This window comes from Bradyrhizobium sp. CCBAU 051011 (assembly GCF_009930815.1).
Lineage (GTDB): Bacteria > Pseudomonadota > Alphaproteobacteria > Rhizobiales > Xanthobacteraceae > Bradyrhizobium.
Map to the genome: position 1 here is coordinate 537,381 of NZ_CP022222.1, position 21,780 is coordinate 559,160.

Annotated in this window: 21 protein-coding genes; 13 read left to right on the plus strand and 8 right to left on the minus strand. The window is 63.9% G+C overall.

The features are described 5' to 3' along the window. Positions 1-96: 96 nt before the first annotated feature. The gene (locus ACH79_RS02590) at positions 97-798 is read right to left on the minus strand and encodes a GntR family transcriptional regulator (protein WP_161849624.1); all 702 of its coding nucleotides are present in this window, start codon (positions 796-798) and stop codon (positions 97-99) included. A 122-nt stretch (positions 799-920) separates the two neighbouring features. Here ACH79_RS02590 and ACH79_RS02595 point away from each other — a divergent pair, with 122 nt between their 5' ends. From ACH79_RS02595 to ACH79_RS02615, 5 genes are all read left to right on the plus strand, one after another. Beyond that, on the plus strand, positions 921-1,916 hold the full coding sequence (locus ACH79_RS02595) for a zinc-dependent alcohol dehydrogenase family protein (RefSeq protein ID WP_161849625.1): 996 nt from the start codon (positions 921-923) through the stop codon (positions 1,914-1,916). Between the two features lie 51 nt (positions 1,917-1,967). Continuing rightward, positions 1,968-2,876, plus strand: a complete 909-nt coding sequence (locus tag ACH79_RS02600) for a VOC family protein (RefSeq protein ID WP_161849626.1) — start codon at positions 1,968-1,970, stop codon at positions 2,874-2,876. A gap of 56 nt (positions 2,877-2,932) precedes the next feature. Then, positions 2,933-3,943, plus strand: coding sequence for a tripartite tricarboxylate transporter substrate binding protein (locus ACH79_RS02605; protein ID WP_161849627.1), 1,011 nt, complete (start codon positions 2,933-2,935; stop codon positions 3,941-3,943). 420 nt (positions 3,944-4,363) lie between these two features. Further along, complete coding sequence (locus tag ACH79_RS02610; protein WP_161856175.1) at positions 4,364-5,302, plus strand: DMT family transporter; 939 nt, start codon at positions 4,364-4,366, stop codon at positions 5,300-5,302. Between the two features lie 159 nt (positions 5,303-5,461). Further along, positions 5,462-6,379 carry a tripartite tricarboxylate transporter substrate binding protein gene (locus tag ACH79_RS02615; RefSeq protein ID WP_246738628.1) on the plus strand — a complete coding sequence of 306 codons (918 nt, stop codon included), beginning with the start codon at positions 5,462-5,464 and terminating at the stop codon, positions 6,377-6,379. 113 nt (positions 6,380-6,492) lie between these two features. Here the strand turns inward: ACH79_RS02615 and ACH79_RS02620 are convergent, their stop codons facing one another. Next, complete coding sequence (locus ACH79_RS02620) at positions 6,493-8,178, minus strand: methyl-accepting chemotaxis protein (protein ID WP_161849629.1); 1,686 nt, start codon at positions 8,176-8,178, stop codon at positions 6,493-6,495. A 256-nt stretch (positions 8,179-8,434) separates the two neighbouring features. On the opposite strand from ACH79_RS02620, the gene ACH79_RS02625 reads away from it, so the two are divergent. From ACH79_RS02625 to ACH79_RS02640, 4 genes are all read left to right on the plus strand, one after another. Continuing rightward, the gene (locus tag ACH79_RS02625; RefSeq protein WP_161849630.1) at positions 8,435-9,478 is read left to right on the plus strand and encodes a C-terminal binding protein; all 1,044 of its coding nucleotides are present in this window, start codon (positions 8,435-8,437) and stop codon (positions 9,476-9,478) included. 72 nt (positions 9,479-9,550) lie between these two features. After that, entirely contained in the window at positions 9,551-10,897 is a 1,347-nt protein-coding gene (locus ACH79_RS02630; protein WP_161849631.1) for an ABC transporter substrate-binding protein, read from the plus strand. A 131-nt stretch (positions 10,898-11,028) separates the two neighbouring features. Continuing rightward, positions 11,029-11,985 (plus strand): carbohydrate ABC transporter permease, encoded by a 957-nt coding sequence (locus ACH79_RS02635; RefSeq protein ID WP_161849632.1) that lies wholly within the window; start codon positions 11,029-11,031, stop codon positions 11,983-11,985. 52 nt (positions 11,986-12,037) lie between these two features. Continuing rightward, positions 12,038-12,880, plus strand: a complete 843-nt coding sequence (locus ACH79_RS02640) for a carbohydrate ABC transporter permease (RefSeq protein ID WP_371419443.1) — start codon at positions 12,038-12,040, stop codon at positions 12,878-12,880. 3 nt (positions 12,881-12,883) lie between these two features. Here ACH79_RS02640 and ACH79_RS02645 read toward each other — a convergent pair whose 3' ends face one another. The 6 genes from ACH79_RS02645 to ACH79_RS02670 form a co-directional block, all read right to left on the minus strand. After that, positions 12,884-13,714: an energy transducer TonB gene (locus tag ACH79_RS02645; RefSeq protein WP_161849634.1), complete on the minus strand. Its 831-nt coding sequence runs from the start codon at positions 13,712-13,714 to the stop codon at positions 12,884-12,886. Between the two features lie 6 nt (positions 13,715-13,720). Continuing rightward, positions 13,721-14,164 (minus strand): TonB system transport protein ExbD, encoded by a 444-nt coding sequence (gene exbD, locus ACH79_RS02650; protein WP_161849635.1) that lies wholly within the window; start codon positions 14,162-14,164, stop codon positions 13,721-13,723. Between the two features lie 16 nt (positions 14,165-14,180). After that, positions 14,181-14,942, minus strand: a complete 762-nt coding sequence (gene exbB / locus ACH79_RS02655) for a tonB-system energizer ExbB (RefSeq protein WP_161856176.1) — start codon at positions 14,940-14,942, stop codon at positions 14,181-14,183. A 57-nt stretch (positions 14,943-14,999) separates the two neighbouring features. Then, positions 15,000-15,515, minus strand: coding sequence for a heme utilization cystosolic carrier protein HutX (gene hutX / locus ACH79_RS02660; RefSeq protein WP_161849636.1), 516 nt, complete (start codon positions 15,513-15,515; stop codon positions 15,000-15,002). Positions 15,516-15,528: 13 nt separating this feature from the next. After that, positions 15,529-15,864: an antibiotic biosynthesis monooxygenase gene (locus ACH79_RS02665; RefSeq protein WP_065731347.1), complete on the minus strand. Its 336-nt coding sequence runs from the start codon at positions 15,862-15,864 to the stop codon at positions 15,529-15,531. 135 nt (positions 15,865-15,999) lie between these two features. Next, a complete protein-coding gene (locus ACH79_RS02670; RefSeq protein WP_161849637.1) occupies positions 16,000-18,351 on the minus strand; it encodes a TonB-dependent hemoglobin/transferrin/lactoferrin family receptor in 2,352 nt (783 codons plus the stop codon). Between the two features lie 258 nt (positions 18,352-18,609). On the opposite strand from ACH79_RS02670, the gene ACH79_RS02675 reads away from it, so the two are divergent. Genes ACH79_RS02675 through ACH79_RS02690 form a run of 4 tightly spaced genes read left to right on the plus strand, consistent with a single transcriptional unit; the run spans position 18,610 to position 21,674 of the window. Then, positions 18,610-18,816, plus strand: a complete 207-nt coding sequence (locus ACH79_RS02675; RefSeq protein WP_161849638.1) for a hemin uptake protein HemP — start codon at positions 18,610-18,612, stop codon at positions 18,814-18,816. Positions 18,817-18,835: 19 nt separating this feature from the next. Next, positions 18,836-19,789, plus strand: a complete 954-nt coding sequence (locus ACH79_RS02680; RefSeq protein ID WP_161849639.1) for a hemin ABC transporter substrate-binding protein — start codon at positions 18,836-18,838, stop codon at positions 19,787-19,789. Further along, on the plus strand, positions 19,786-20,877 hold the full coding sequence (locus ACH79_RS02685) for an iron ABC transporter permease (protein WP_161849640.1): 1,092 nt from the start codon (positions 19,786-19,788) through the stop codon (positions 20,875-20,877). The genes ACH79_RS02680 and ACH79_RS02685 overlap by 4 nt, the downstream gene beginning before the upstream one ends. Continuing rightward, positions 20,874-21,674 (plus strand): heme ABC transporter ATP-binding protein, encoded by an 801-nt coding sequence (locus ACH79_RS02690; protein ID WP_161849641.1) that lies wholly within the window; start codon positions 20,874-20,876, stop codon positions 21,672-21,674. Before ACH79_RS02685 ends, ACH79_RS02690 begins: the two co-directional genes overlap by 4 nt. Positions 21,675-21,780 lie beyond the last annotated feature (106 nt).

Genomic DNA, 21,780 nt, shown 5'->3' on the forward strand with positions numbered 1-21,780 from the left:
TTTCGAAAATTATCCCGAATGCAATCGAAATTCGCCGCTCGAACGGCGTTCGGCTGAAATGCAGGGGGATTAGGAAGCTTTGAGGCCGGCGGCCGATCAGGTCGCGCCGATCGCGCCGGCGGCGTATTTCGCCACGTTATCGGAGGTGGTCTGGATGTGGCTGCAGATCAGGTCGCAGGCCTGATCGGCGTTGCGGCTGATAGCGACCTGCATCAGGGCGCGATGTTCGCCGGCCTTGTCGCGCGGGCGCGGCCTGAACATGGCCGACAGGTTGCGGTAGCGCTCGGCGCGGTCAAACAGCGCGTTTCGCATGGCAAGCAGCGTCGGCGATCCCGAAGCCGAGACCAGCGCCTCATGGAACTGGCGGTGCGCCAACTTCCATTCCGCATTGTTGGCATAGTCTTCCGGCGCCCGCTCCTCGATCTTCGCGAGCCGGTGAAGCGACGAAATAACCCTTATTTCCCAGTCGTCATCGCCCTTTTCGATCGAGCGGCGCAGCAGATCGACCTCAATCAGGATGCGGGCGTGCGTGAGGTCGGCGAGATCCTCCAGCGTCACCGGCGCGACCTTGTAGCCCCGCTGCTCCTCGGTCACGACCAGGCCTTCCGCCGCCAGCGAGGTCAGGGCTTCGCGCAGCGTCGTGAAGCTCGCGCCGAACGCCAGGCGGAGCGCGTCGAACTTCAGCGATTCATTGGGCTTGAGCCGGCAAGTGACGATCTCGTTCCGCAGCCGGTGGGCGATATCGGAAGCGAGCGTCTTGCCGAATTCCTTGCGTGCCTTGAGGGCCGTCGTGCTCATTGATTCTCTCGTGACAAAGCCAGACGATCCTAGACCAACAGAATCCCGTTGCAATAATTTTCGTAATGAGCAATATTTTCGAAAATACTTGCTTGGGATGAAATCGGGGGGGCCGTGCTCGCATGAAGGCTGTATTGGTGCATCGTCCGGGGGGCCCGGAGGCGCTCGACTATGTGGAGGTGCCGGTGCCGGCATTGGGCGCCCGGGACGTCCTGATCCGCGCCCAGGCCTTTGGCGTCGGCCAGCCCGACAAGCTCATCCGCAGCGGCGTCTACAAATGGATGCCGCCGTTGCCGGCCAATCCGGGCAATGACGTCGCCGGCTATGTCGACGCCGTCGGCGCTGATGTGACCGAGGTCTCCGCCGGCCAACGGGTGCTGCTCAGCGCGCGCGACCTCGCCCAGCGCGGCGGCTGCTACGCCGAGTATGTTGCAGCGCCTGCGGACGCCGTACACCTGCTGCCCGAAAACGTCGCGTTCGAGGACGCGGTTTGCCTGGCGAACTACCAGGTGGCCTGGGCGCTGCTGCACCATTGCGGCGCCGCCACGCCGCCCCGCTCCGTCCTCGTCATCGGGGCGGCCGGCGGCGTCGGAACCTCGCTGGTGCAGCTTGCAAAGATCGCCGGGATGAAGGTGATCGGAACGGTCTCGACCCCGGAGAAAGCTGCCTTCGCGCGCCGGATGGGCGCCGACGAAACCATCTTCTATCGCGACGAGGACGTCATCGCCCGCACCCGCGCGCTGACGGACGGACGCGGCGTCAGCCTGGTGCTCGATCACGTCTGCGGCCCCGAATTCTATTCCTATCTCGGCGCGCTCGATAAATGGGGCACCATCGTCTCCTACAACGCGTTTGCCGGCCTGCCGGCGGAGAACGCGATGCGCGAGATGCGAAAATATCTCGATATCTGCCCGGCGATCCGCTGCTTCTCCTTTCACATCTACGATCACGACCGCGAAGGCCGGCGCGAGATCATGCGCAAGGTGATCTCCTATCTCGCAGAGGGCGCGATCCGCCCCTCGATCTTCAAGCGCTTCAAGCTCTCGGACGTGCGCGCCGCACATGAACTGCTCGATTCCGGCGCGGCGTTCGGCAAGATCGTGATGACCCCGGATTGAGAGCAGCGCGATGCCTTCAATCCAGGCCCATACCGTTCACGAGGTCACGAGATGATTAAGGTCAAGCGGCTGCGCCACGCCACCGTTACCAGCCCCGACATCGAGGCGCAGCTCGACTACTACCAGTCGATCATCGGGCTCGGCGTCATTCAGCGCAGCGACGGCCGGATTCTGCTCGGCACCGAGTCCGACGAGTTGACGCTGGCGCTGGAGCGCGGCACAGCCTCGCAACTGACCTCCATCGCCTATGAAGTGGCACCCAATCTCGATCCCGCCGACCTGCAGAAATCGCTCGCAGACCACGGCATCAAATCGGAGATCAGGAGCGACACCGCGCCGGGAATCGCGAAGGCGCTGGTCTTCGACGATCCGGACGGGCACCGGATCGAATTGTTCTCCCGATGGGAGTTCTGCAAGGCCGTCGAACCGATCCGTGGCCTTGCCGTCGCCAAGCTTGGCCACGTCGCGCTCCACACGCCAGATCCCGAGCGGACAGCCGCATTCTTCGGCGACGTTCTCGGCTTCCGCATTTCCGACCGTATCGAGGAAAATTTCGTCTTCATGCGCTGCGGCCCCGAACATCACGCGATGAATTTTGCCCGCGGCACCGACTGCCGGCTTCATCACCTCGCCTTCGAGCTGCGCGACGCCTCGCACATGCACCAGGCCTGCGACCTGCTTGGGCGCAACCGGTTTCAGATTCTCTGGGGGCCGGTCCGGCATGGACCCGGCCACAACGTGGCGGTCTACCACCACAATCCCGATCATCATCTGATCGAGCTTTATTACAGCATGGACGTGATGCTCGACGAAGAGCTCGGCTATTTCGAACCCCGTCCCTGGCACCGCGATCGTCCGCAGCGGCCGAAGACGTGGGTGGGACTGCCGCGCGACGTCTGGGGCGTCGGCCCAGCCAAGGAGGCGACCGAATTTTCTCCGGAGATGCGCGGCGCGAAGTAATCGCGCCGCGCATCACCGGGACCGACGTTCAAAAACAAACATCAGGGATGAAACAGATGGTTCGATCGTTGAACGTCCTGCATGGACGATGGTTTGCCCTGCGCTGCTGCATCGTTGCCGCCGCGCTGAGCCTGGCCTGGCTGGCGCCTTCGATTGCGGCCGCGCAATCCTATCCCAACCGGCCGATCCGGCTGCTGCACGGCTTTGCGGCAGGCGGCGCCGCCGACACCATGGCACGCATCGTCTCCGACGGCCTTTCCAAGCGGCTGGGCCAGCCGGTGATAGTGGAAGCCAAGCCAGGCGCCGGCGGCAATCTCGCGGCAGACGCCGTCGCCAAATCCGCGCCTGATGGTTACACGATCGGCCTCGTCACGGGAGCGCACGCGATATCTGGCGCGCTCTACAAGCAGCTCGCCTATAGCCCTACCGACAGTTTCGAGATGCTGTCGACGATGGTGTATTACGCGCTGGTGATCGCGGTTCGTGCGGACTCTCAGGCCAAGACGCTTTCGGACCTGCTTGCGATGGCGAAAGCCAAGCCCGACGGGCTCAGCTACGGCTCCGTCGGCTTCGGCAGCACGCATCATCTCGCCGGCGAATTGTTGAACGTCACCGCCGGCACCAAGATGGTGCACGTTCCCTATCGCGGCGACTCCCTGACCGTCACCTCCCTGCTCGCCGGAGACGTTCCCGTGATTGTCGGGACCACCGTGCTGCTCGCCGGCCAGATCGACAGCGGCGCCATTCGCGGCCTCGCCGTGACTTCGCCCGCGCGCACCAAATTGCTGCCGAACGTGCCTTCGGTGCAGGAAGCGGGGGTCAAGGATTTCGACGTCAGAACCTGGGCGGGGCTGGTGGCTCCGAAGGGCACGCCGCCCGACATCGTGAAGCGACTGCATGCGGAGATCCAGTCGATGTTGGCCGATCCGGCGGCGAAGACGGCGCTGGAGACGGCAACCGGCGGCGAAGTCCGCGGCAGCACGCCGGAAGAGATGCGAGCGCTGATCAATGCCGAAATCGGCAAATGGACGAAAGTCATCAACGACGCTGGCATTCCGCGTATCTGAGGGGCTCCACCCGTCATTGCCTGCGACAAACGCCAAGCGTTTGCGCAAGGGAGCGAAGCGACGACTTGTCCGCCGAAGAAGAGCGAAGGCGGAAGCAATCCATCTATCCGTTATGCCGCACGATGGATTGCTTCGCGGAAGCCTGTCATCGGGCGGCGCTTCGCGCCGACCCGTTGGCTCGCAATGACGGCCGTGCCAGCAAGTAGCCGGGACGAAGCGCAATGTAATCCGGGAAGGTCGCCCCGCGGTAAAACTGTCCCGGACTGCGCTGAGCCTGTCATCGGGCGCGCATTTCGCGCGACCCGTTGGCTCCATCCGGGCCCGGATTCCCGCCCAAGGACAATCCGCAGGGCATTGTAGCATTGCGTACGCGGGACTTGTCGTGTGGCGGAAAATCCGGCCCTATCGCGCCTCGCGACCATGACCCAGCCCGCACCAGCGCCGCCGTCCTTTCGTCCCGTCCGGTGGCTGACCAACCAGCCCTATCTGCTGCTGACCCTGACTTCGCTGTTCTGGGCCGGCAACATCGTGCTGGCGCGCCACGTCGCCGGCCACGTGCCGCCGCTGACGCTGTCGTGCGTCCGCTGGATCGGCACCTTTCTGATCCTGTTGCCCTTTGCCTGGCCGCATCTGAAGCAAGACTGGCCGGTGCTCCGCGCGCATCTACCGATGATGCTGTTTTTGTCGCTGGTAGGCTTCGCCTACAACAACGCGATCTCCTACTGGGCCCTGCAATATACCGAGGCGCTGAACGCGCTTCTGATCCAGTCGGCGGGACCACTGTTCGTCGCGCTGTGGTCGCTGGCGCTGTTCGGCATCCGCCTGACGGGGGCGCAGCTTGCTGGCATCACCATCTCGCTTGTGGGCGTCCTGACCATCATCCTGCGCGGCGATTTCGGCGCGCTCGCCAATATCAGCTTCAACCGCGGCGATCTGATGTTTGCGAGCTCGCTGGTGTCGTTCGGACTGTATTCGGCGCTGATCCCGCGCCGGCCGGTGACGCATGCGCTGTCGCTGATCTCGTTCACCACCTGTTGCGGCGCGCTGATGCTGGTGCCGTTCTCGATCTGGGAGTTTTCCACCGGCGCCACATTGAAATTCGACTTCGTCTCGATGGCGACGCTGGGCTATGCCGTGATCTTTCCCTCGACGCTAGCGTACCTGTTCTTCAACCGCGGGCTGGCGCTGATCGGACCCAACCGCGCCGCGCCGTTCTTCCACCTGGTGCCGGTGTTCGGCTCGGCGATGGCGATCCTGCTGCTCGGCGAGCAGTTGCGGTTATTCCATCTGGTGGGCTATGCGCTGGTGCTGGCCGGCGTCGTGATCGCGTCTCGGCGGGCCTCGGCGAAGAAGCCCTAGCAGCCGCTGCGGCCTAGCGTCTTACCGGCTTCCACTTTGTCCCACGGCAGGTTAGCTTGCCGGCCAATTCAACATAAGAACAAATGAGGAAACGACTTTATGTTTGCGTTATTGAAACGGTACCGGCACGTCGCCGCTGTGGCTCCCCTCACGCTGGCGATGATCGCCACGGCTGCCGCGCAGGCGCCCTACCCGAACCGCAACATCACACTGGTGCTGCCGTTCGCCGCCGGCAGCGGCACCGACACCACGACGCGCATCATCTCGAAGGAGCTCGGCACCGCGCTCGGCACCGGCATCGTGATTGAAAACAAGCCGGGTGCCAACGGCTCGCTCGCGGCGAGCCAGGTCGCCCGCTCCGCGCCTGATGGCTACACGCTGATGGTGTCGACGAACACGCCGCATTCGGCAAATCCGTATCTGATGAAGAACATGACCTACGACCCGGTCAAGGATTTCACCCCGGTCGCGCGGACCGGCGACCTTCCCTTCATGCTGGTGATCCATCCTGACGTTCCGGCGAACTCGGTGGCCGAACTGATCGCGCTGGCGAAGAAGGAGCCGGGCAAATACTCCTATGCCAGCGGCAGTTCGGCGGCGATCGTCTCCGGCGCGACCTTCGCCCGTCTCGCCGGTATCGATCTGCTTCACGTTCCCTACAAGAGCTCGCCGCCCGCCTTGACCGACCTTATCGCCGGCCGCGTCTCCATGATGTTCATCGACGTTCCGACCGGCCTGCCCCACGTCAACGCCAAGGCGCTGAAGGCGCTCGCGGTCACCACCAAGCAGCGCTCGGCGTTGTTGCCAGATCTCCCGACCATGAACGACACGGTGAAGGGTTTCGACATCACTTCGTGGCAGGGCTATTTCGGCCCGGCCAATTTGCCGAAGGACGTCGTCACCAAACTGAATGCAGAAATCCGCAAGGTGGTCGAACGTCCCGACATCAAGAGCCAGCTCGCCGAGCGCGGCATGGAAGCGTTCTCCGGCACGCCGGAAGAGTTCGACGCCTTCGTGAAGGAGCAGCTCAAGGTATGGGAGAAGCTGATCACTGAAGCGGGAATCGAGAAGCAGTAGGGTGAGGAGGCGCTCTCTCCTCGTCATTGTGAGCGAAGCGAAGCAATCCATACCTCCGCACGGGGAGAGATGGATTGCTTCGTCGCTTGCTCCTCGCAATGACGGGTGAGACCTTACGCCGCCCGGACCTTGCCTAAAAACTCGTCGACCGCGCTGCGCAGCATGCCGGACTGGGTGTCGAGCTCGCGGGCGCTCGCCAGTACTTCCGACGCCGCCTTGCCTGTTGCGGCCGCGGCCGTGGTGACGCCGCCGATATGGGCCGAGATCTCGTTCGATCCGGCCGCCACCGACTGAATGTTGCGGGCGATTTCGCGGGTGGCGCCGCCCTGCTGCTCGACCGCGGTCGAGATCGAGACGGTGATCTCGCTCATCTGCGCGATGGTCTCCGAGATGCCGCCGATCGAAGCCACCGCTTCGCTGGTCGAAGCCTGCATCGCCGCAACCTGCGAGGAGATTTCTTCCGTCGCCTTCGCGGTCTGGTTGGCAAGCGCCTTCACTTCGGATGCGACCACCGCAAAGCCGCGGCCGGAATCGCCGGCGCGCGCCGCTTCGATGGTGGCGTTCAGTGCAAGCAGGTTGGTTTGCGCCGCGATCGAGTGGATCAGCTTGACCACTTCGCCGATCTTCTCCGCGCCGGTCGAGAGCGCGCCGACAGTGGCGTTGGTGCGCTGGGCGTCGTTGACCGCCTTGGTGGCGATCTCGCTGGAGCGCGCCACCTGACGCGAAATTTCCGTGACCGAGCTGGAGAGCTCTTCCGCGGCCGACGCGACCGTGCCGACATTGTCGGATGAACGCTGCGAGGCTGCGTCGACGGTCGCTGCGCGCGCGCTGGCGTCGCTGGCGGTCGCCGTCATCGACTGCGCGGTAGACTGCATGCCCGCTGCCGCTGTCGAAACCGAGCGAACGATGCCGGTGACGCTGCGTTCGAAGTCGCTGGCGATATTCGCCATCGCCGCGCGGCGCTCGGCCTCGGCGCGCGTCTGCACCTCGGCTTCCTTCTGTTCGAGCCCGCGGATGCGCACCGCGTTGTCTTTGAAGATCTGCACGGTCGCGGCCATCGCGCCGATCTCGTCGCCGCGGCCGGTGCCGGGAATTTCACCATCGAGCCGGCCCTCGGCGAGCTCCTGCATGCGGGCGCCGAGCTGGGCCAGCGGCTTCGAAATGCTGCGGCCGATCATCCAGGCGATGCTGCCCGCCACCAGCGCGATGCCGAGAATGGCAAGCCCGAGCACGAGCGCAATCGGCTTCATCTTGGTGTCGAGATCGTCGAGATAGGCGCCGGTGCCGACAAACATGTTCCAACCGGGGATCGGAACCACGTAGGAGAATTTGCGGATCAGCGCTTCCTCTCCGGGTTTGCGGAATTCGTAGCGCAGCATGAATTCGCCGTTCGCCGCGACGCCGTCGCGCAGTTCGCGCACCAGCTTGCGGCCACCGGTGTCGATATCCATGCGGTTCTGGCCGATCTGGCTGGGAACCGGCGCCAGCACGGCGACACCATCCATGGTGTAGGCGAACACGTAGCCATTGCCGTTGTCGAAGGTCAGCGTATTGCCCCGCTTGCTGAACTCGGCGATCGCCGCTTCCTTGGTCATCTGGCCCGCGGCAACCTGCTTCTGCAGGCCGAGCGCCATGTTGCGCGCCATGTCGACGATCGCTTTGGTCTGCTCGACGCGCGCATTGAGCATCTCACGCTGCATCAGATAGCCTGCGAGCACGCCGGCGGCGGAGAGACCGAGCAGGGTCACGCCCACGAGAATACCCAGCTTGGGGGTGATCTTGAGATTGGTCAGCTTCACGGGGATCTCCGGAAATAGGCGCGTGGCACGCGATTGGCCGATTGATTTGGCGCATTCTATCGTGAGACCCTTTAGCGCTTTGTTACGAAGGTCAGCGGAAATCCGCCGGGAAAGCAGTGTTTCCAATGCAAGAGCAACCGGCGATTGTAGCCTGAGCGGGTCAGGTCGCGTAAAAGGTGAAGTTGCGTCAGACAAGAACGTGGCGGCGCCCGCCGCCTCAAACCAACACCGAAGAATAAAATCGGGAGAGCAGGAAATGCCGAAATTCAGGGTGGTAACGCCGAAAGGCGCGAGCTTCACGGTCGCCGGCGGCGGCTATGACTATGAGAAGGAAGCGCTCGATCCGATCGGGGCCGAAATCATCGAGGCGCCGGCCAACGAGGCCGAATTCATCGCCGCGGCCAAGACCGCGGACGCGATCTACGCCAAGGGCATGCCGATCACGAAAGCGATCATCGACGCTCTGGAAAACTGCAAGGTGATCACGCTCGGCAGCGTCGGCGTCGACTCGGTCGACGTCAAGGCCGCCACCGCCCGCGGCATTCCCGTCACCAACATTCCCGACACCTTCATCGAGGAAGTCGCCGACCACGCCATGATGCTGCTGCTGGCAGGGTTCCGCCGGCTGGTCGAGCAGGACAAGATGGTGCGCACCGGCCGCTGGTCGGAGGGCCGGCCCGCGCTGTTGAAGATCCCGCGGCTGATGGGCCAGACGCTCGGCTTCATCTCGTTCGGCCGGGTGGCCCGCGCGGTCGCCAAGCGCGCCGCCCCCTTTGGCTTGCGCATGATGGCCTACGACCCCTTCATCCAGGAAACGCTGATGTACGACCACGGCGTGATCCCCTCGACGCTGTCGGAGGTGCTGTCGCAGTCGGATTTTGTCTCGATGCACGCGCCGGCGCGGCCCGAGGTGCACCACATGCTGACCGAGAAGCATTTCCGTCAGATGAAAAATTCTGCCGTCTTCATCAATACCGGCCGCGGCGCCACCGTGGACGAGGAAGCGCTGATCAAGGCGCTGCAGGAGGGCTGGATCGCGCACGCCGCCCTCGACGTGCTGGAGAAGGAACCGCCGTCTCACAACAACCCGCTACTCTCCATGGAAAACGTCACTCTGACCGCCCATGTGGCGTCGGCATCGGCACGTTTTGACGAGGCGCGCAAGCGGCGCGTGGGCTACGAATTGTCACTGGTCCTGCAGGGGATGTGGCCGGTAAGCTGCGTCAATCCGTCTGTGCTGCAAACGACCTCGCTCCGCCGCTGGCAACCCGTCAGCATGGACCGCGGCCCCAACAGCTAGAGACGGCGGAAAACGTTCCAAACGACGTTCACCGGCGATTCAACGCTGGGAACCAGAACAGGGAGAGACTCCATGAAGAACGACATCACCCGTCGTGAAGCATTGGCTTTGGGCGTTTCCGTCGCAGCGCTCGCCGCGACCGGTGCATCCGCGCAGACCGCATCCACCATCAAGGCCGCCGACGTTCCTGCACCGAAGCTTGCGATCGAAAAAGGCGCGTCCTTGCGCATGCTGCGCCCGGTGCGCTTCGTGCAGGCCGATGAGGACGTGTTCCGCGCCAATGCCGCCAAGTTCAGCAAGGAGACCGGCGTCGAGGTCAAGGTCGACTTCGTCGGCTGGGAAGACATCAATCAGCAGACCGCGGTGACGTCGAATTCCGGTGCCGGCCCCGACATCATCATCGGCTTCTCCGACGCACCGCACATCTACATCGACAAGCTGGTCGAGCTGACAGACGTCGCCGACTATCTCGGCAAGCGCTACGGCGGCTGGCTGCCGCTGGCCCAGAAATACGGCAAGCGCAACAAGAGCGATGCCTGGATTGGATTGCCATTCGGCGCCACTGCCGGCCCCCTGATCTACCGCAAGTCGGTGCTGCAATCGATCGGCTTCGACAAGGTTCCAGAGGACCATGCCGGAATTCTGGATCTGTGCCAGAAGCTGCACAAGGCGGGCAAGCCGGCCGGCTTTGCGCTCGGCAATGCCAAGGGCGACGGCAACGGCTTCGCCAACTGGGCGCTATGGTCGCACAACGCTTCCCTGCTCGATGAAGAGGGTAACGTCGTCATCAACAGCAAGGAGACCATCGCCGCCCTGAAGTGGGTCAAGGATATCTACCCGAGCTTCATTGCCGGCACACCGTCGTGGAACGACGTCAGCAACAACCGCGCCTATTCCTCGCAGGAAATCTCGCTGACCGCCAACGGCGTCTCGCTGTATTTCTCGCTGAAGAACGATCCGGCGACCAAGGCGATCGCCGATGACAGCGAGCATCAGTTGCTGCCGAAGGGCCTGGCCAAGGTTTCACCGATGGCCGGACTGACGCTGAACGCGATGCTGTTCAAGCACAGCCAGTATCCCAACGCCGCCAAGGCATTCCTGCAATTCATGCTGGAAAAAGACCAGTATGAGCCGTGGCTCAACGCCAACTCCGGCTACTGGTCGCAGCCGCTTGCCGCCTACGCCGAGGCCGCAGTTTGGTCCAGCGATCCCAAGGTCAAGATCTTCAAGGACACGATGCAGAGCACCTACTATGACGGCTACAAGGGTCCGATCTCGACAGCGACCGGCGCCGTCAGCGCCGATTACGTGCTGATCCAGATGTGCGCGGCCGTGGCAACCGGCGCATCGACTCCGGAGGCCGCGGCTGCGGAAGCCGAGCAGCGCGCGAAGCGGTATTTCCGGCGGCAGGGGCGCTGATGACTGACGTTGAACCGTAGATCTGGATCAACCGTCATTGCGAGCGAAGCGAAGCAATCCATAGCGCCGCACAGGAGAGATGGATTGCTTCGTCGCTTCGCTCCTCGCAATGACGACCGTGGATGAATTCAATGTCTGTAACCACCCTTCCCTCGCGCGGCATGGCGCTCCGGCAACCGGGCTGGATCGCGCGGCTGCTCGACTACAAGCCGTTCCTGATCGTGATGTGCCTTGCGCCGGCGATCGGACTGTTGACGGTGTTCCTCACCTACCCGCTCGGCCTCGGCGTTTGGCTTGCCTTCACCGACACCACGATCGGCCAGCGCGGCATCTTCATCGGACTTGAGAATTTCCAGTACCTGCTCAAGGATCCCCTGTGGTGGAACGCGGTGTTCTACAGCGTCTTCTATACTGGCGTCGCTACAATAGGGAAATTCGCGCTCGGCTTCTGGCTGGCGCTGCTGCTCAACAACCACTTCCCGCTCAAGAGCCTGTTGCGCGCCATCGTGCTGTTGCCGTGGATCGTGCCGACGGTGCTCTCCGCGCTGGCGTTCTGGTGGATCTACGATCCGCAGTTCTCGATCATCTCCTACCTCCTGGTCGACGTGCTGCATATCCGCTCGACCAACATCGACTTCCTCGGTACGCCTTGGCCGGCGCGATTCTCGCTGATCGCCGCCAATATCTGGCGCGGCATTCCCTTCGTGGCGATCTCGCTGCTGGCGGGGCTGCAAACCATCTCGCCCTCGCTCTATGAAGCGGCGATGCTGGACGGCGCCAGCGCCTGGCAGCGCTTCCGCTACATCACCTTCCCGATGATGATGCCAATCCTCGCGATCGTGATGACGTTCTCGATCATCTTCACCTTCACCGACTTCCAGCTCGTCTACGCCATCACCCGCGGCGGGCCGGTCAACTCCACGCATCTGCTCGCGACACTTGCGTTCCAGCGCGGCATCGCCGGCGGCGAGCTTGGCGAGGGCGCGGCGATCGCGGTGTCGATGATCCCGTTCCTCGTATTCGCGACGTTGTTCAGCTACTTCGGCCTCGCGCGCCGCAAATGGCAGCAGGGAGAAGCCAATGACTGACGTAACCGCCTCACCCGGCAACAGCAACATCGCCAGCGCCACGCCGGACACCATGGCGTGGGATTCCCGCGCGCGGCGGGTGATGATGATTTACCTGCCGCTGGCCTGCTTCGTGCTGATCCTGCTGTTCCCGTTCTACTGGATGGCGATCACCTCCTTCAAACCGAACGCGGAGCTTCTGAACTACAAGGAGCACAATCCGTTCTGGATCTCCTCGCCGACGCTGGCGCATATCAAGCACCTCTTGTTCAACACCGCCTATCCGACCTGGCTCAAAACCACGATGTTCGTGGCGATCGGCTCGACCTTCCTGTCGCTGTTCGCGAGCACGCTCGCGGCCTACGCGATCGAGCGCCTGCGCTTCCGCGGCAGCCCTTACGTGGGCCTCGGCATCTACCTCGCCTATCTGGTACCACCTTCGATCCTGTTCATTCCGCTCGCTACCGTGATCGTGCAGTTCGGCCTGTTCGATAGCCCGATGGCGCTGATCCTGGTGTATCCGACCTTCCTGGTGCCGTTCTGCACCTGGCTCTTGATCGGCTATTTCAAGTCGATCCCCTATGAGCTGGAGGAATGCGCGCTGGTCGACGGCGCGACAAGGCTTCAGATCCTGCGCCGGATCACGCTGCCGCTCGCGGTGCCCGGCCTGATCTCGGCTGGCATCTTCTCCTTCACGCTGTCGTGGAACGAGTTCATCTACGCGCTCGCCTTCATCCAGAGCGGCGCCAACAAGACGGTCCCGGTCGCGATCCTGACCGAACTCGTCACCGGCGACGTCTACCAATGGGGCGCGCTGATGGCGGGCTCGCTGCTCGGCTCGCTGCCGGTCGCGCTGTTCTATTCGCTGTTCGTGGATTACTACGTGTCGTCGCTGACGGGCGCGGTGAAGGAATAGTGATTAGTGGATCCCGAACGACACCGGCATGGTGAAGCTCATCGAGGCCTGCTTCATATCAGGCGGAAAGGATGGGAAGGGTTGTGCGCGGCGAAGCGTCGCGAGACTCTCCGCATCGAGCGCAGCATGGCCGGTTGATCCGACGAGTTTGCTCGCCATCACCTGACCGGTACGGCTCAGGGTGAAATTTACCCGGCCGACGCCCTGTTTGCCGGCGGCTTTGGCTTCCGGCGGATATTGCTTGAAACGCCGCAGATGGGCGAGGACGAGCTGGTTGTAGGACGCAATCGCCGCTGCTGATGCGCCGGCGCTGGCGGCCGACGCGGCCGGCGCCTGACGTTCCGCTTTCGGAGACGCTGTCGTGCGCGGCGCAGGCGGTGCCTCCGTCGGCTTCTTCGCGTCCACACGGACCACCTTTGGCTTCACCGGCGCCGGCTTTTTCTCGGGCTCGACCTTGGCAGGCTCGGGCTTTGGCGGAGTTGGCTCGGTCTTCTGCTCCGGCGGTGCGACGACTTCGGGCTTTTCCTGCGGCGGCGTCGGCGCGATCTGTTCCTGCACGGCTTCCGCCACGGCCGGCTCCGGCGGTGACGCATCCGCCTGCTGCATCACAGGCCCCGGCGCGAGATCCATCGGCGTCGGCTGCGGCGAGGCGGTAACCGGCGCCATGTCGACCATGATCGCCGGCAGCGAGACGCCGGGCACCGGCCGCTGCGTGCTCCAGTTCATCGCCAGTGCGATCAGCGCGGCATGCGCGGCTACAATTGCGAACGCCGATGCTCCCCAGCGCCGGACGGCGGCCTGGTCGGAGAGATCGTGCAGGGCGAACGCGTTCATCGCAGTTCAACTACGGCCGTCGAGGCCGACCAGCGCGATCTTCAGGTAGCCGGCGTTGCGCAACAGGTTCATCACCTCCATCAGGTCGCCATAGCTGACGGTCTTGTCTGCGCGCAGAAAGATGCGCTCGTTCTTCTCGCCCTTGGTGGCGGCATCGAGGGTCGCGGTCAGCGTATCGCGTGCGATCACGTCCTCACCGACGGCGACCGAAAGGTCCGGCTTCACGGTGACGAACACCGGCTTGTCCGGCCGCGGCGACGGCTCGACGGCGCTCGCGGGAAGATCGACGCCGAGATCGACGGTTGCGAGCGGCGCCGCGACCATAAAAATGATCAGGAGCACCAGCATCACGTCGATGAACGGCGTGACGTTGATATCATGGGCCTCGACAAGGTCGTCGCTACCGCCGCGCGCCCGACCACCAACTACGCTACCCAGTTTCGCGCCCATCGTTCACCCTCCTCGCTCACTCGGCAGCGCGCGCGAGACGAAACGAGCCGCGGTCGCCCTCGCGGCTGATCAGCAGCAGCACCATCGCCGAGGCGTCGCCGAGCAGCGCACGATGGGCCGTGATCGTGCGGGTGAGATGATTGTAGATCACGACCGCCGGGATCGCCGCGACGAGACCGAGAGCGGTCGCCAGCAGGGCTTCCGCAATCCCCGGCGCGACCACCGCAAGGTTGGTGGTCTTGGCCTCGGAAATGCCGATGAACGAATTCATGATGCCCCAGACCGTTCCGAACAAGCCGACGAACGGCGCGGTGGCGCCGATGGTCGCGAGCACACCGGTGCCGCGCGCGATCTGCCGCGACATCGCCGCCTCGACCCGCTCCAGCCGCAGCGCCACCCGTTCCTTGAGGCCGTCGTCGAAATGGCCGCCGGAGAGGCTGGCCTCGCGCGCGGCTGATAGGATGATCTGCGCCACGGCATCGCGGCCGCCGCGGCTTTCCTGCTCGGCCTTGGTGAGCACGGTGTCGGTTTCCAACATGCTGAGGCGCCGCCTGGCAGTCGACGTCTTGCGGCGGATCTCGATGGTTTTTGCCAGCCAGATCGTCCATGTCACGAGCGAGGCGAAGGCGAGCCCGACCATCACCGCCTGCACCACGACGTCCGCATTCACGAACATGTTCCAGGGCGACAGATTGCGCGGCAGCAGCGCGACGTCGGTGGCGGCGTACGCCGCGCCCGGCAAGGCGGCCACGCCGGCCGCACCACACCAACGGATCATAATTTCCAGCACGCTTCGCTGCATGATCGCCTCCCGGGCTGACAATGTGGGAATCGGCTACGCCGCGCGGGCGGGCGCGATCCTCTCGCTAAGCGCGTGAAAGCGCTCCAACTGGTCGCCGCGCAGCGCCCGCGTCTCGTCACGGCCGACGAACACCTTGAACATGATGCCGCCGTCCACATTGACGAACGCTATGAAGGCCGACGACTTGCCCATGAACGGTCGCTCGACAAAGGCGATCGCCGCGCAACGCCCGTGGCGGAGATGGCCGTGCAGCCCCTTCGGCTGCATCAGGTTGAAATAACCGCGGCCAACCTCGCCCACCGGAATGGCGCCGGTGAACTCGAAGATCGCGTCGTCGGTGTGGACGATCAGCGTCACCTCGCCCCATTGCGCGACATCGTTCATCGCGGCGCCAAATTCGCTGCCGCCGCCAATACGCACCATCGTTTCCGGCATCGCCTCGAGCACGGCACGCGCGGTAACTTTCCGCTCCCGCGCCACGTCCTCGATCACCGCGCCCGGATTCTCCGCCATATGTGCCTTGAGGTCGGCAAGCTCCGTGCTCAACATCGCACCCTCCCCGTTACGCGGCGGCGCTGGACTTGCGCTCGCTCAGGATCACCTCGAAACCTTCGAACTTGGGATGGCCGAGGTAGAGGCTTTCGCCGGTCTTGTTGTCGGCGCGGGCATGGGCGCGGCGGAACTCTTCCGATTTGGTCCAGGCTTCGAACGCGGCCTTGTCGACCCAGACCGTGTGCGACGAGTACAGCGTGTGATCCTCGGCGACGGGTCCCTTGAGCAGATGAAACTCGACGAAGCCGGCCATGTTGCTGAGATAGGACTCGCGCGTGCGCCAGACGGTCTCGAACGCCGCTTCGGAGCCGATCTTCACCTGGAACCGGTTCATTGCGATAAACATTTCAAATCTCCTTGCTGGGTTGCTGGGGTGCGCCTGGCGTACCGTTTGAGTTGGTTGGAAACATGGATGCACCGAAGCCGCGCTGGAGCATCAGCGCGGCCCGGTGCAACTTTGTTGGCTTGTCAGCTCGTCGAACTACACTCCGCCAAAATGGATCTTCAATCCGGCCTTGTAGACCCTGCCCGGTCCGGGGCTCGACCACAACACGTCGTTCTGCGTGGTGCCATCAACCGAACTGCCGGGGATGGCGTAAGGCCGATAGTATTGGTTCAAGAGATTGTCGATGGAAGCCGAGAACACAATGTCCTTGGTCGCCTTCCAGGTCAGGTACAGATTGACCAGTTCATACCCCGTCGAGGGCAGATAGCCGGCGGGCACGTCGTTGTTGGCGCCGAACGAGGACCATTGCGCGGCCAAGATCAGCCTGCGGTCGAGCAGCCGCACGCCGCCGGTGGTGGTGATCTTGCGCGGCGTGATGGTCGAAAGCCCGATATTGGTCGCGACGTTCTTGCCGCGGATCAGATGGCCGGCAACGCCGACATACCACAGCCCGGCGTCGTACATTGTCTCCGCCTCGATGCCTTCGATTCGGGCCTGCGCAATGTTCTGGTACTGATAGAACCGGTTGAACGTGCCGAAGGGCGGAACCGGAACAGGGCCAAAGGCGACGGCGTCGATGTAGTCGCTGACGTCATTGCGGAATACGTTGACCTTGCCACGGAAGCTGTCATCGGCGGTAAAGATACCGTTATATTTCAGATTGACGCCGGCCTCCTTGTTCTTGCCGACCTCCGGCCGCAGGTTCGGATTGGGCAGGAAGCAGAACAGGCCAACCGTGCCGTCCGCGCAAGTGAAGAACGCCGGACCGCCGCCCGTGGGGTGCGCACCCGAAACCAGGGTCTCCGTGATCGATGGCGCGCGATAGCCTTCAGCATAACTGACATAGGGCGTGAAACCCGCCACCGGTGTCACGCCGATGGTGATCTTCGGCGAGAACCTGTCACCACCGCCACCGGTCGCCACCGTCGGCGAATGCAGGTCGTAGCGGTCGTAACGGATCGCGCTGACGGCCTCGAACCAGGTCGAATAATTCTGCTTCAACTGCGCGAAACCGCCGGAAACGGTGCGCAGGCCACTGGGGGTGGTGATGTTGGAGTTGCCGCGGCGATCGAAGGTGCTCACGTCATCCTGAAAAGCATCGACGCCGAACGTGACCGCGTTGCGCCAATCGCCGACGTTGAACCTCGTCGTATTGTTGACGTCGATCCCGAGCGTATCGAGCACGTACCCCCGCCTGTCGCCGACGCAGCCCGAGATGTTGTTGCCGAACGTGCCGCCACAAAAGACCGTACCGGCGGTGCTGTTATGATAGGTCTTGACCTGGTCGTTGTCGGTACGATTGCCGTACAGCGACATATTCCAGTCCCATAGATTGTCGCTGGGCTTGCTGTACTTCCAGGTCAGCGTTCCCGTGTAGTTCTTGACATCGGAGGCATAGACCGACGAGCCCTGGAACAGCGCGCGCTGCGCCGGGGTCAGCACCGGCCCGCGATTGAACTGGCCGATGCTGTATTGGTAATCTTGGAAGATGCCGCCGAGCTTGATCTCGTGGCCGTCAGCGGGGCGAACGGTGACCTTCATCAGGCCGGCCGCGAGTTCGTTGCCGGAATTACCGATCTCGGTGCCGTTGCCGTCCTTGTAGTTGCCCTGGGTGCGGTACACCGCGCCGCCGAACACATCGACATCGGGAGTGGCACGGACGCCGCCGAAGATCGAGCCGAGGCCGCGAGCATCGTTGGTACCGCCGGAGCCGGTCATGTCGACACCCCAGCGCTCACCCGGGCGCACGACGTCGTCGATGTCCTTGGTGCGGAACGAGACCACGCCGCCGATCGCGCCGGAGCCGTAGATGTTCGCGGTCGGCCCGCGCACGATATCGACGCCGCCGACCAGCTCGGGCTCAAGGAAGAACGAGCCGTTGGCATTGTGGCCGGTGCGCTGATAGTTCTGCCGCGCGCCGTCGACGACGACCGCGACGCGGCCGAAATCCTGCAGGCCGCGGATATTGATGACGGTCGAAGGATCGTCGCCGCGCTCCTGGAACGAAACACCTGGTACGTTGTAGAAGATATCGGACAGACGGTTCGGCTGCAGGCCCTGGATCTGCTCCAGCGTCACCACGCTGACCGGCGCCAGCGCGTCGATCGCACGCTCCTCCGTCTTCGACGCCACGATCGTGAGGGTATCGAGCGATTGCACCGGCCCGGTCCCAATCTGCGCGCGCGCGTTCATCACGGGCGCCGCCACCTGCTGGCCCTGCAAGGGTTTCGCCGGTTTGCGTTTCGCCTGCTTCTTCTGCTCGGAGCCGCGCGCGACCGTCTCCGCTTCGAGCACCTGAGTGAACGCCGAGGTTGTTGATAACAACGCAAACGAAAATGCCGACGCGCCCAAAACCAAGGCGCGCGAATGCCTAGCCCCGAAAGCCATACTGCCCCAACCTGTTATTTGTCTCTTGGATCTGGCTGGCGGGCGTCGCGGTGATGCGCGGCTGCTTGCTGGCTACCAATTTTCGCGACCGGGCACCCCCGCACGTATCGCATTCATCTTGGTTACGCCGCGTTGCGGGAACGGTCAATAATGCCACCGGGCACTTTATATCGATTGTAAAGTGCAGCGGTTGGATTGCAGCCCCGCCCAACTGTACAAGCTTAGATCGATTGAATTTTTCGGGGCACCAAACGCGAAATGTCGACAGCAGGGGGAAGCAAGCTCGGAGAAGCCCGAACACAATCGGCAAATGCCGCTGCCGCGACGAGAACTCTCGTTGTCAACGGCAACCGGATCGATAGCCGCGAGCTGTTCGCCGCCGAGCGCGAGATCATCATCGCACATGGTGCGGAGAACTATCGCCTGCGGCTGACGTCGCAGAACAAGCTGATCCTGACCAAGTGACCGACCAGGTAAACCCGAAATGACAATTTGTCGCACACTCGCGGTGTCGGCTGCGGCGGGCTGCTTCCTGCTCGGCGGCGTGGCGCTCGCTGCCGGCATCACCGTGCATGATGCCCGCGACCGCGACGTCACCATCGGCGACTCCGGGCGGATCGTCTCGATCGGCGGCGCAATCACCGAAATTCTCTATGCGCTCGGTTTCGAGGACCGTCTCGCCGGCGTCGACTCGACCAGCCTCTATCCGGCCGCGGCGCTGCGCGACAAGCCGAATGTCGGCTACATGCGCCAGCTTTCCGCCGAGGGCGTGCTCGGTCTTAATCCTTCGCTGGTGCTTGCCGTACAGGGGTCCGGGCCGAAGGAAACCATGGATGTGCTGGACGCCGCCAAGGTGCCGCTGGTGCTGGTGCCCGAGACCTTCTCCGAACAGGGCCTGATCGAGAAGATCAAACTGGTCGGCCACGCCATGGGCGCGGACAAGCAGGCCGAATGCCTAACCGCAGCCGTCTCCGGCGACCTGGCGCAATTGCGCGAGCTGCGCGCCAAGGTGACGAAGCCCGTGCGCGTGATGTTCGTGATGTCGCTTTTGAACGGTCGCGCCATGGCCGCCGGCAAAAACACCGCGGCGAACGAGATCATCGCGCTTGCCGGCGGCGTGAACGCCATCGACGGCTATGAGGGCTACAAGCCCATCAACGACGAGGCGATCGTCGCAGCCAAGCCGGACGTCGTTCTCTCGATCCAGCGCGGCAAGGACTCGCTGAACGCCGAAGCCGTATACGTCCATCCGGGCTTTGCGCTGACCCCGGCTGCGGCCAACAAGGCCTTCATCTCGATGGAAGGCCTCTATCTGCTCGGCTTCGGGCCGCGCACGGCGGCTGCCGCGCGCGATCTCTCGATCAAGCTCTATCCGGCACTGGCGCCGCAGGCGGAGAAGTTTGCGCCGGCGGCGCTGACGGCCAACTGCCGGTCATGACGGTGTTAGCCGGAGCCAGCACGGGGCGGCGCGTCGGATATGCGTTTCGCCCTCCCGCCTCCCTTACCATCGTGTGTCTGCTCGTTGCGCTCGTCGGCACGGCACTGATCGCGCTCACCATGGGCGCTGCCGGAATTCCGCTGGCGCGACTGCCCGCCTCACTCGGCCTGTGGACGGACGCCGCGCCGGCGCCAACGCTGGCGCGCGACCAGCTTGTCGTGTGGTCGATCCGGATTCCGCGGATCGCCGCGGCGGCGATGATCGGCGCGCTGCTCGCGGCATCCGGTGCGATCATGCAAGGGCTGTTTCGAAACCCGCTCGCCGATCCCGCGCTGGTCGGCGTTTCCTCCGGCGGCGCACTGGCGGCAGCGGCGGCGATCGTGTTCACCGACAGCCAGATGGGGCAGAGCCTGCGCTTCATGCAGCATCAACTGCTGCCGATCGCGGCGTTTGTGGGTTCGCTGGCGACGACAATCATCCTCTATTCGATCGCCAGCCGCTCGGGACGGACGTCGATCGCGATTTTCCTGCTGGCAGGCATCGCGATTGCTGCCACCGCCAATGCGGGCATCGGGCTTCTGGTATTCATCGCCGACGATCGCCAGTTGCGCGATATCACCTTCTGGATGCTGGGGTCGCTGAGCGGGGCGACCTGGCCCAAGGCCGCCACGCTGGCGCCGGTGCTGGGGTGTGCGGCCATTGCCTGCTTCTGGATCGCGCGCGGGCTCGACGTGCTGGTGCTCGGCGAGGCCGAAGCGTTTCACAGCGGCGTCGACGTCGAGCGCCTGAAGCGGATCTCGATCGTGCTGGTGTCGGCGATGACCGGCGTTGCCGTCTCCGTCTGCGGCGTCATCGGCTTTGTCGGCATCGTGGTGCCGCATCTGCTGCGGCTCGTCATCGGGCCCGCGCACCGCCTGCTGCTGCCAGCTTCGATGCTGCTTGGCGCGGTGCTGCTGGTCGGCGCGGATACGATGGCCCGCACCATCGTGGCGCCCGCGGAAATGCCGATCGGTATCCTCACCGCGGCGGTCGGCGCGCCGTTCTTCTTAGGAATGCTGCTGCGTCAGCGCGGACTTGTTTCGCTGTGACCGCCCTTCTCGAAGCGCAGTCGGTCTCGATGGTGGTCGGTGGCGCCACGCTGGTCGACGGTATCGACCTTTGCATCAAGGCGGGCGAGATGGTTGCCATCGTCGGCCCCAACGGCGCCGGCAAATCGACGCTGCTCCGGATGCTGTCCGGCGACCTCTGCCCGACGCGCGGAAAGGTCAGGCTGAAGCAGCGCGACATCCGCCTCTATCCGCCGCGCCTTCTCGCGTTTCACCGCGCGATGTTGTCGCAGCACGTCAACGTCACTTTCCCGTTCACGGTCGAGGAAATCGTCCATATGGGCGCGGGCGATGCCGGCCGCGCCACCGCCCAGCCATTGGTCGACGCGGCGCTCGGCGAGGTCGGGCTAGCGCATTTCAGCCAGCGGCAATTGCCGACGCTTTCCGGCGGCGAGCAGCAGCGCGCGCATTTTGCCCGCGTCCTGGTGCAACTCGCCAGCGGCGAGGCAAAGCATGGCCCTGGCCTTCTCTTGCTGGATGAGCCGACCTCCAGCCTCGACATGCGCCACCAGGTCGATCTGGTGGAAACAGCGCGGCGGCGAGCGCAGAATGGCACGGCGGTCATCGCCGTGCTGCATGATCTCAATCTCGCCATGCGCTTCGCCGACCGGATCGTGCTGCTGCATCGCGGCCGGCTCGCCGTCGACGGCGGCCGCAGTGAAGCAATCACAGCCGAGACCATCCGCCGGATTTTTGAGGTGGACGTCACGATCGACTATACCGATCAGGGCGTGCCGTTCCTGCTGCCGCAGACGATGCGGCCGGCGGCATCGCCGTGACGACGGCATAACGCCGCAGCCTTATCCAACAGCGTCACACGCTGTTCATAAAACTGTCAGCCGGCTGTTACAGCCGCTCCGCAAGACACGGCGCATCGTCATCACA

What these genes read in the sequence shown, in the direction of transcription:
- ACH79_RS02645 (WP_161849634.1), bottom strand. Translation starts at nt 13,714, where the DNA reads ATGAACGCGTTCGCCCTGCACGATCTCTCCGACCAGGCCGCCGTCCGG.
- ACH79_RS02635 (WP_161849632.1), top strand. Translation starts at nt 11,029, where the DNA reads ATGTCTGTAACCACCCTTCCCTCGCGCGGCATGGCGCTCCGGCAACCG.
- ACH79_RS02670 (WP_161849637.1), bottom strand. Translation starts at nt 18,351, where the DNA reads ATGGCTTTCGGGGCTAGGCATTCGCGCGCCTTGGTTTTGGGCGCGTCG.
- ACH79_RS02675 (WP_161849638.1), top strand. Translation starts at nt 18,610, where the DNA reads ATGTCGACAGCAGGGGGAAGCAAGCTCGGAGAAGCCCGAACACAATCG.
- ACH79_RS02590 (WP_161849624.1), bottom strand. Translation starts at nt 798, where the DNA reads ATGAGCACGACGGCCCTCAAGGCACGCAAGGAATTCGGCAAGACGCTC.
- ACH79_RS02630 (WP_161849631.1), top strand. Translation starts at nt 9,551, where the DNA reads ATGAAGAACGACATCACCCGTCGTGAAGCATTGGCTTTGGGCGTTTCC.
- ACH79_RS02680 (WP_161849639.1), top strand. Translation starts at nt 18,836, where the DNA reads ATGACAATTTGTCGCACACTCGCGGTGTCGGCTGCGGCGGGCTGCTTC.
- ACH79_RS02625 (WP_161849630.1), top strand. Translation starts at nt 8,435, where the DNA reads ATGCCGAAATTCAGGGTGGTAACGCCGAAAGGCGCGAGCTTCACGGTC.
- ACH79_RS02605 (WP_161849627.1), top strand. Translation starts at nt 2,933, where the DNA reads ATGGTTCGATCGTTGAACGTCCTGCATGGACGATGGTTTGCCCTGCGC.
- ACH79_RS02685 (WP_161849640.1), top strand. Translation starts at nt 19,786, where the DNA reads ATGACGGTGTTAGCCGGAGCCAGCACGGGGCGGCGCGTCGGATATGCG.
- hutX (WP_161849636.1), bottom strand. Translation starts at nt 15,515, where the DNA reads ATGTTGAGCACGGAGCTTGCCGACCTCAAGGCACATATGGCGGAGAAT.
- ACH79_RS02665 (WP_065731347.1), bottom strand. Translation starts at nt 15,864, where the DNA reads ATGTTTATCGCAATGAACCGGTTCCAGGTGAAGATCGGCTCCGAAGCG.
- exbB (WP_161856176.1), bottom strand. Translation starts at nt 14,942, where the DNA reads ATGATCCGTTGGTGTGGTGCGGCCGGCGTGGCCGCCTTGCCGGGCGCG.
- ACH79_RS02615 (WP_246738628.1), top strand. Translation starts at nt 5,462, where the DNA reads ATGATCGCCACGGCTGCCGCGCAGGCGCCCTACCCGAACCGCAACATC.
- ACH79_RS02600 (WP_161849626.1), top strand. Translation starts at nt 1,968, where the DNA reads ATGATTAAGGTCAAGCGGCTGCGCCACGCCACCGTTACCAGCCCCGAC.
- ACH79_RS02640 (WP_371419443.1), top strand. Translation starts at nt 12,038, where the DNA reads ATGGCGTGGGATTCCCGCGCGCGGCGGGTGATGATGATTTACCTGCCG.
- ACH79_RS02595 (WP_161849625.1), top strand. Translation starts at nt 921, where the DNA reads ATGAAGGCTGTATTGGTGCATCGTCCGGGGGGCCCGGAGGCGCTCGAC.
- ACH79_RS02610 (WP_161856175.1), top strand. Translation starts at nt 4,364, where the DNA reads ATGACCCAGCCCGCACCAGCGCCGCCGTCCTTTCGTCCCGTCCGGTGG.
- exbD (WP_161849635.1), bottom strand. Translation starts at nt 14,164, where the DNA reads ATGGGCGCGAAACTGGGTAGCGTAGTTGGTGGTCGGGCGCGCGGCGGT.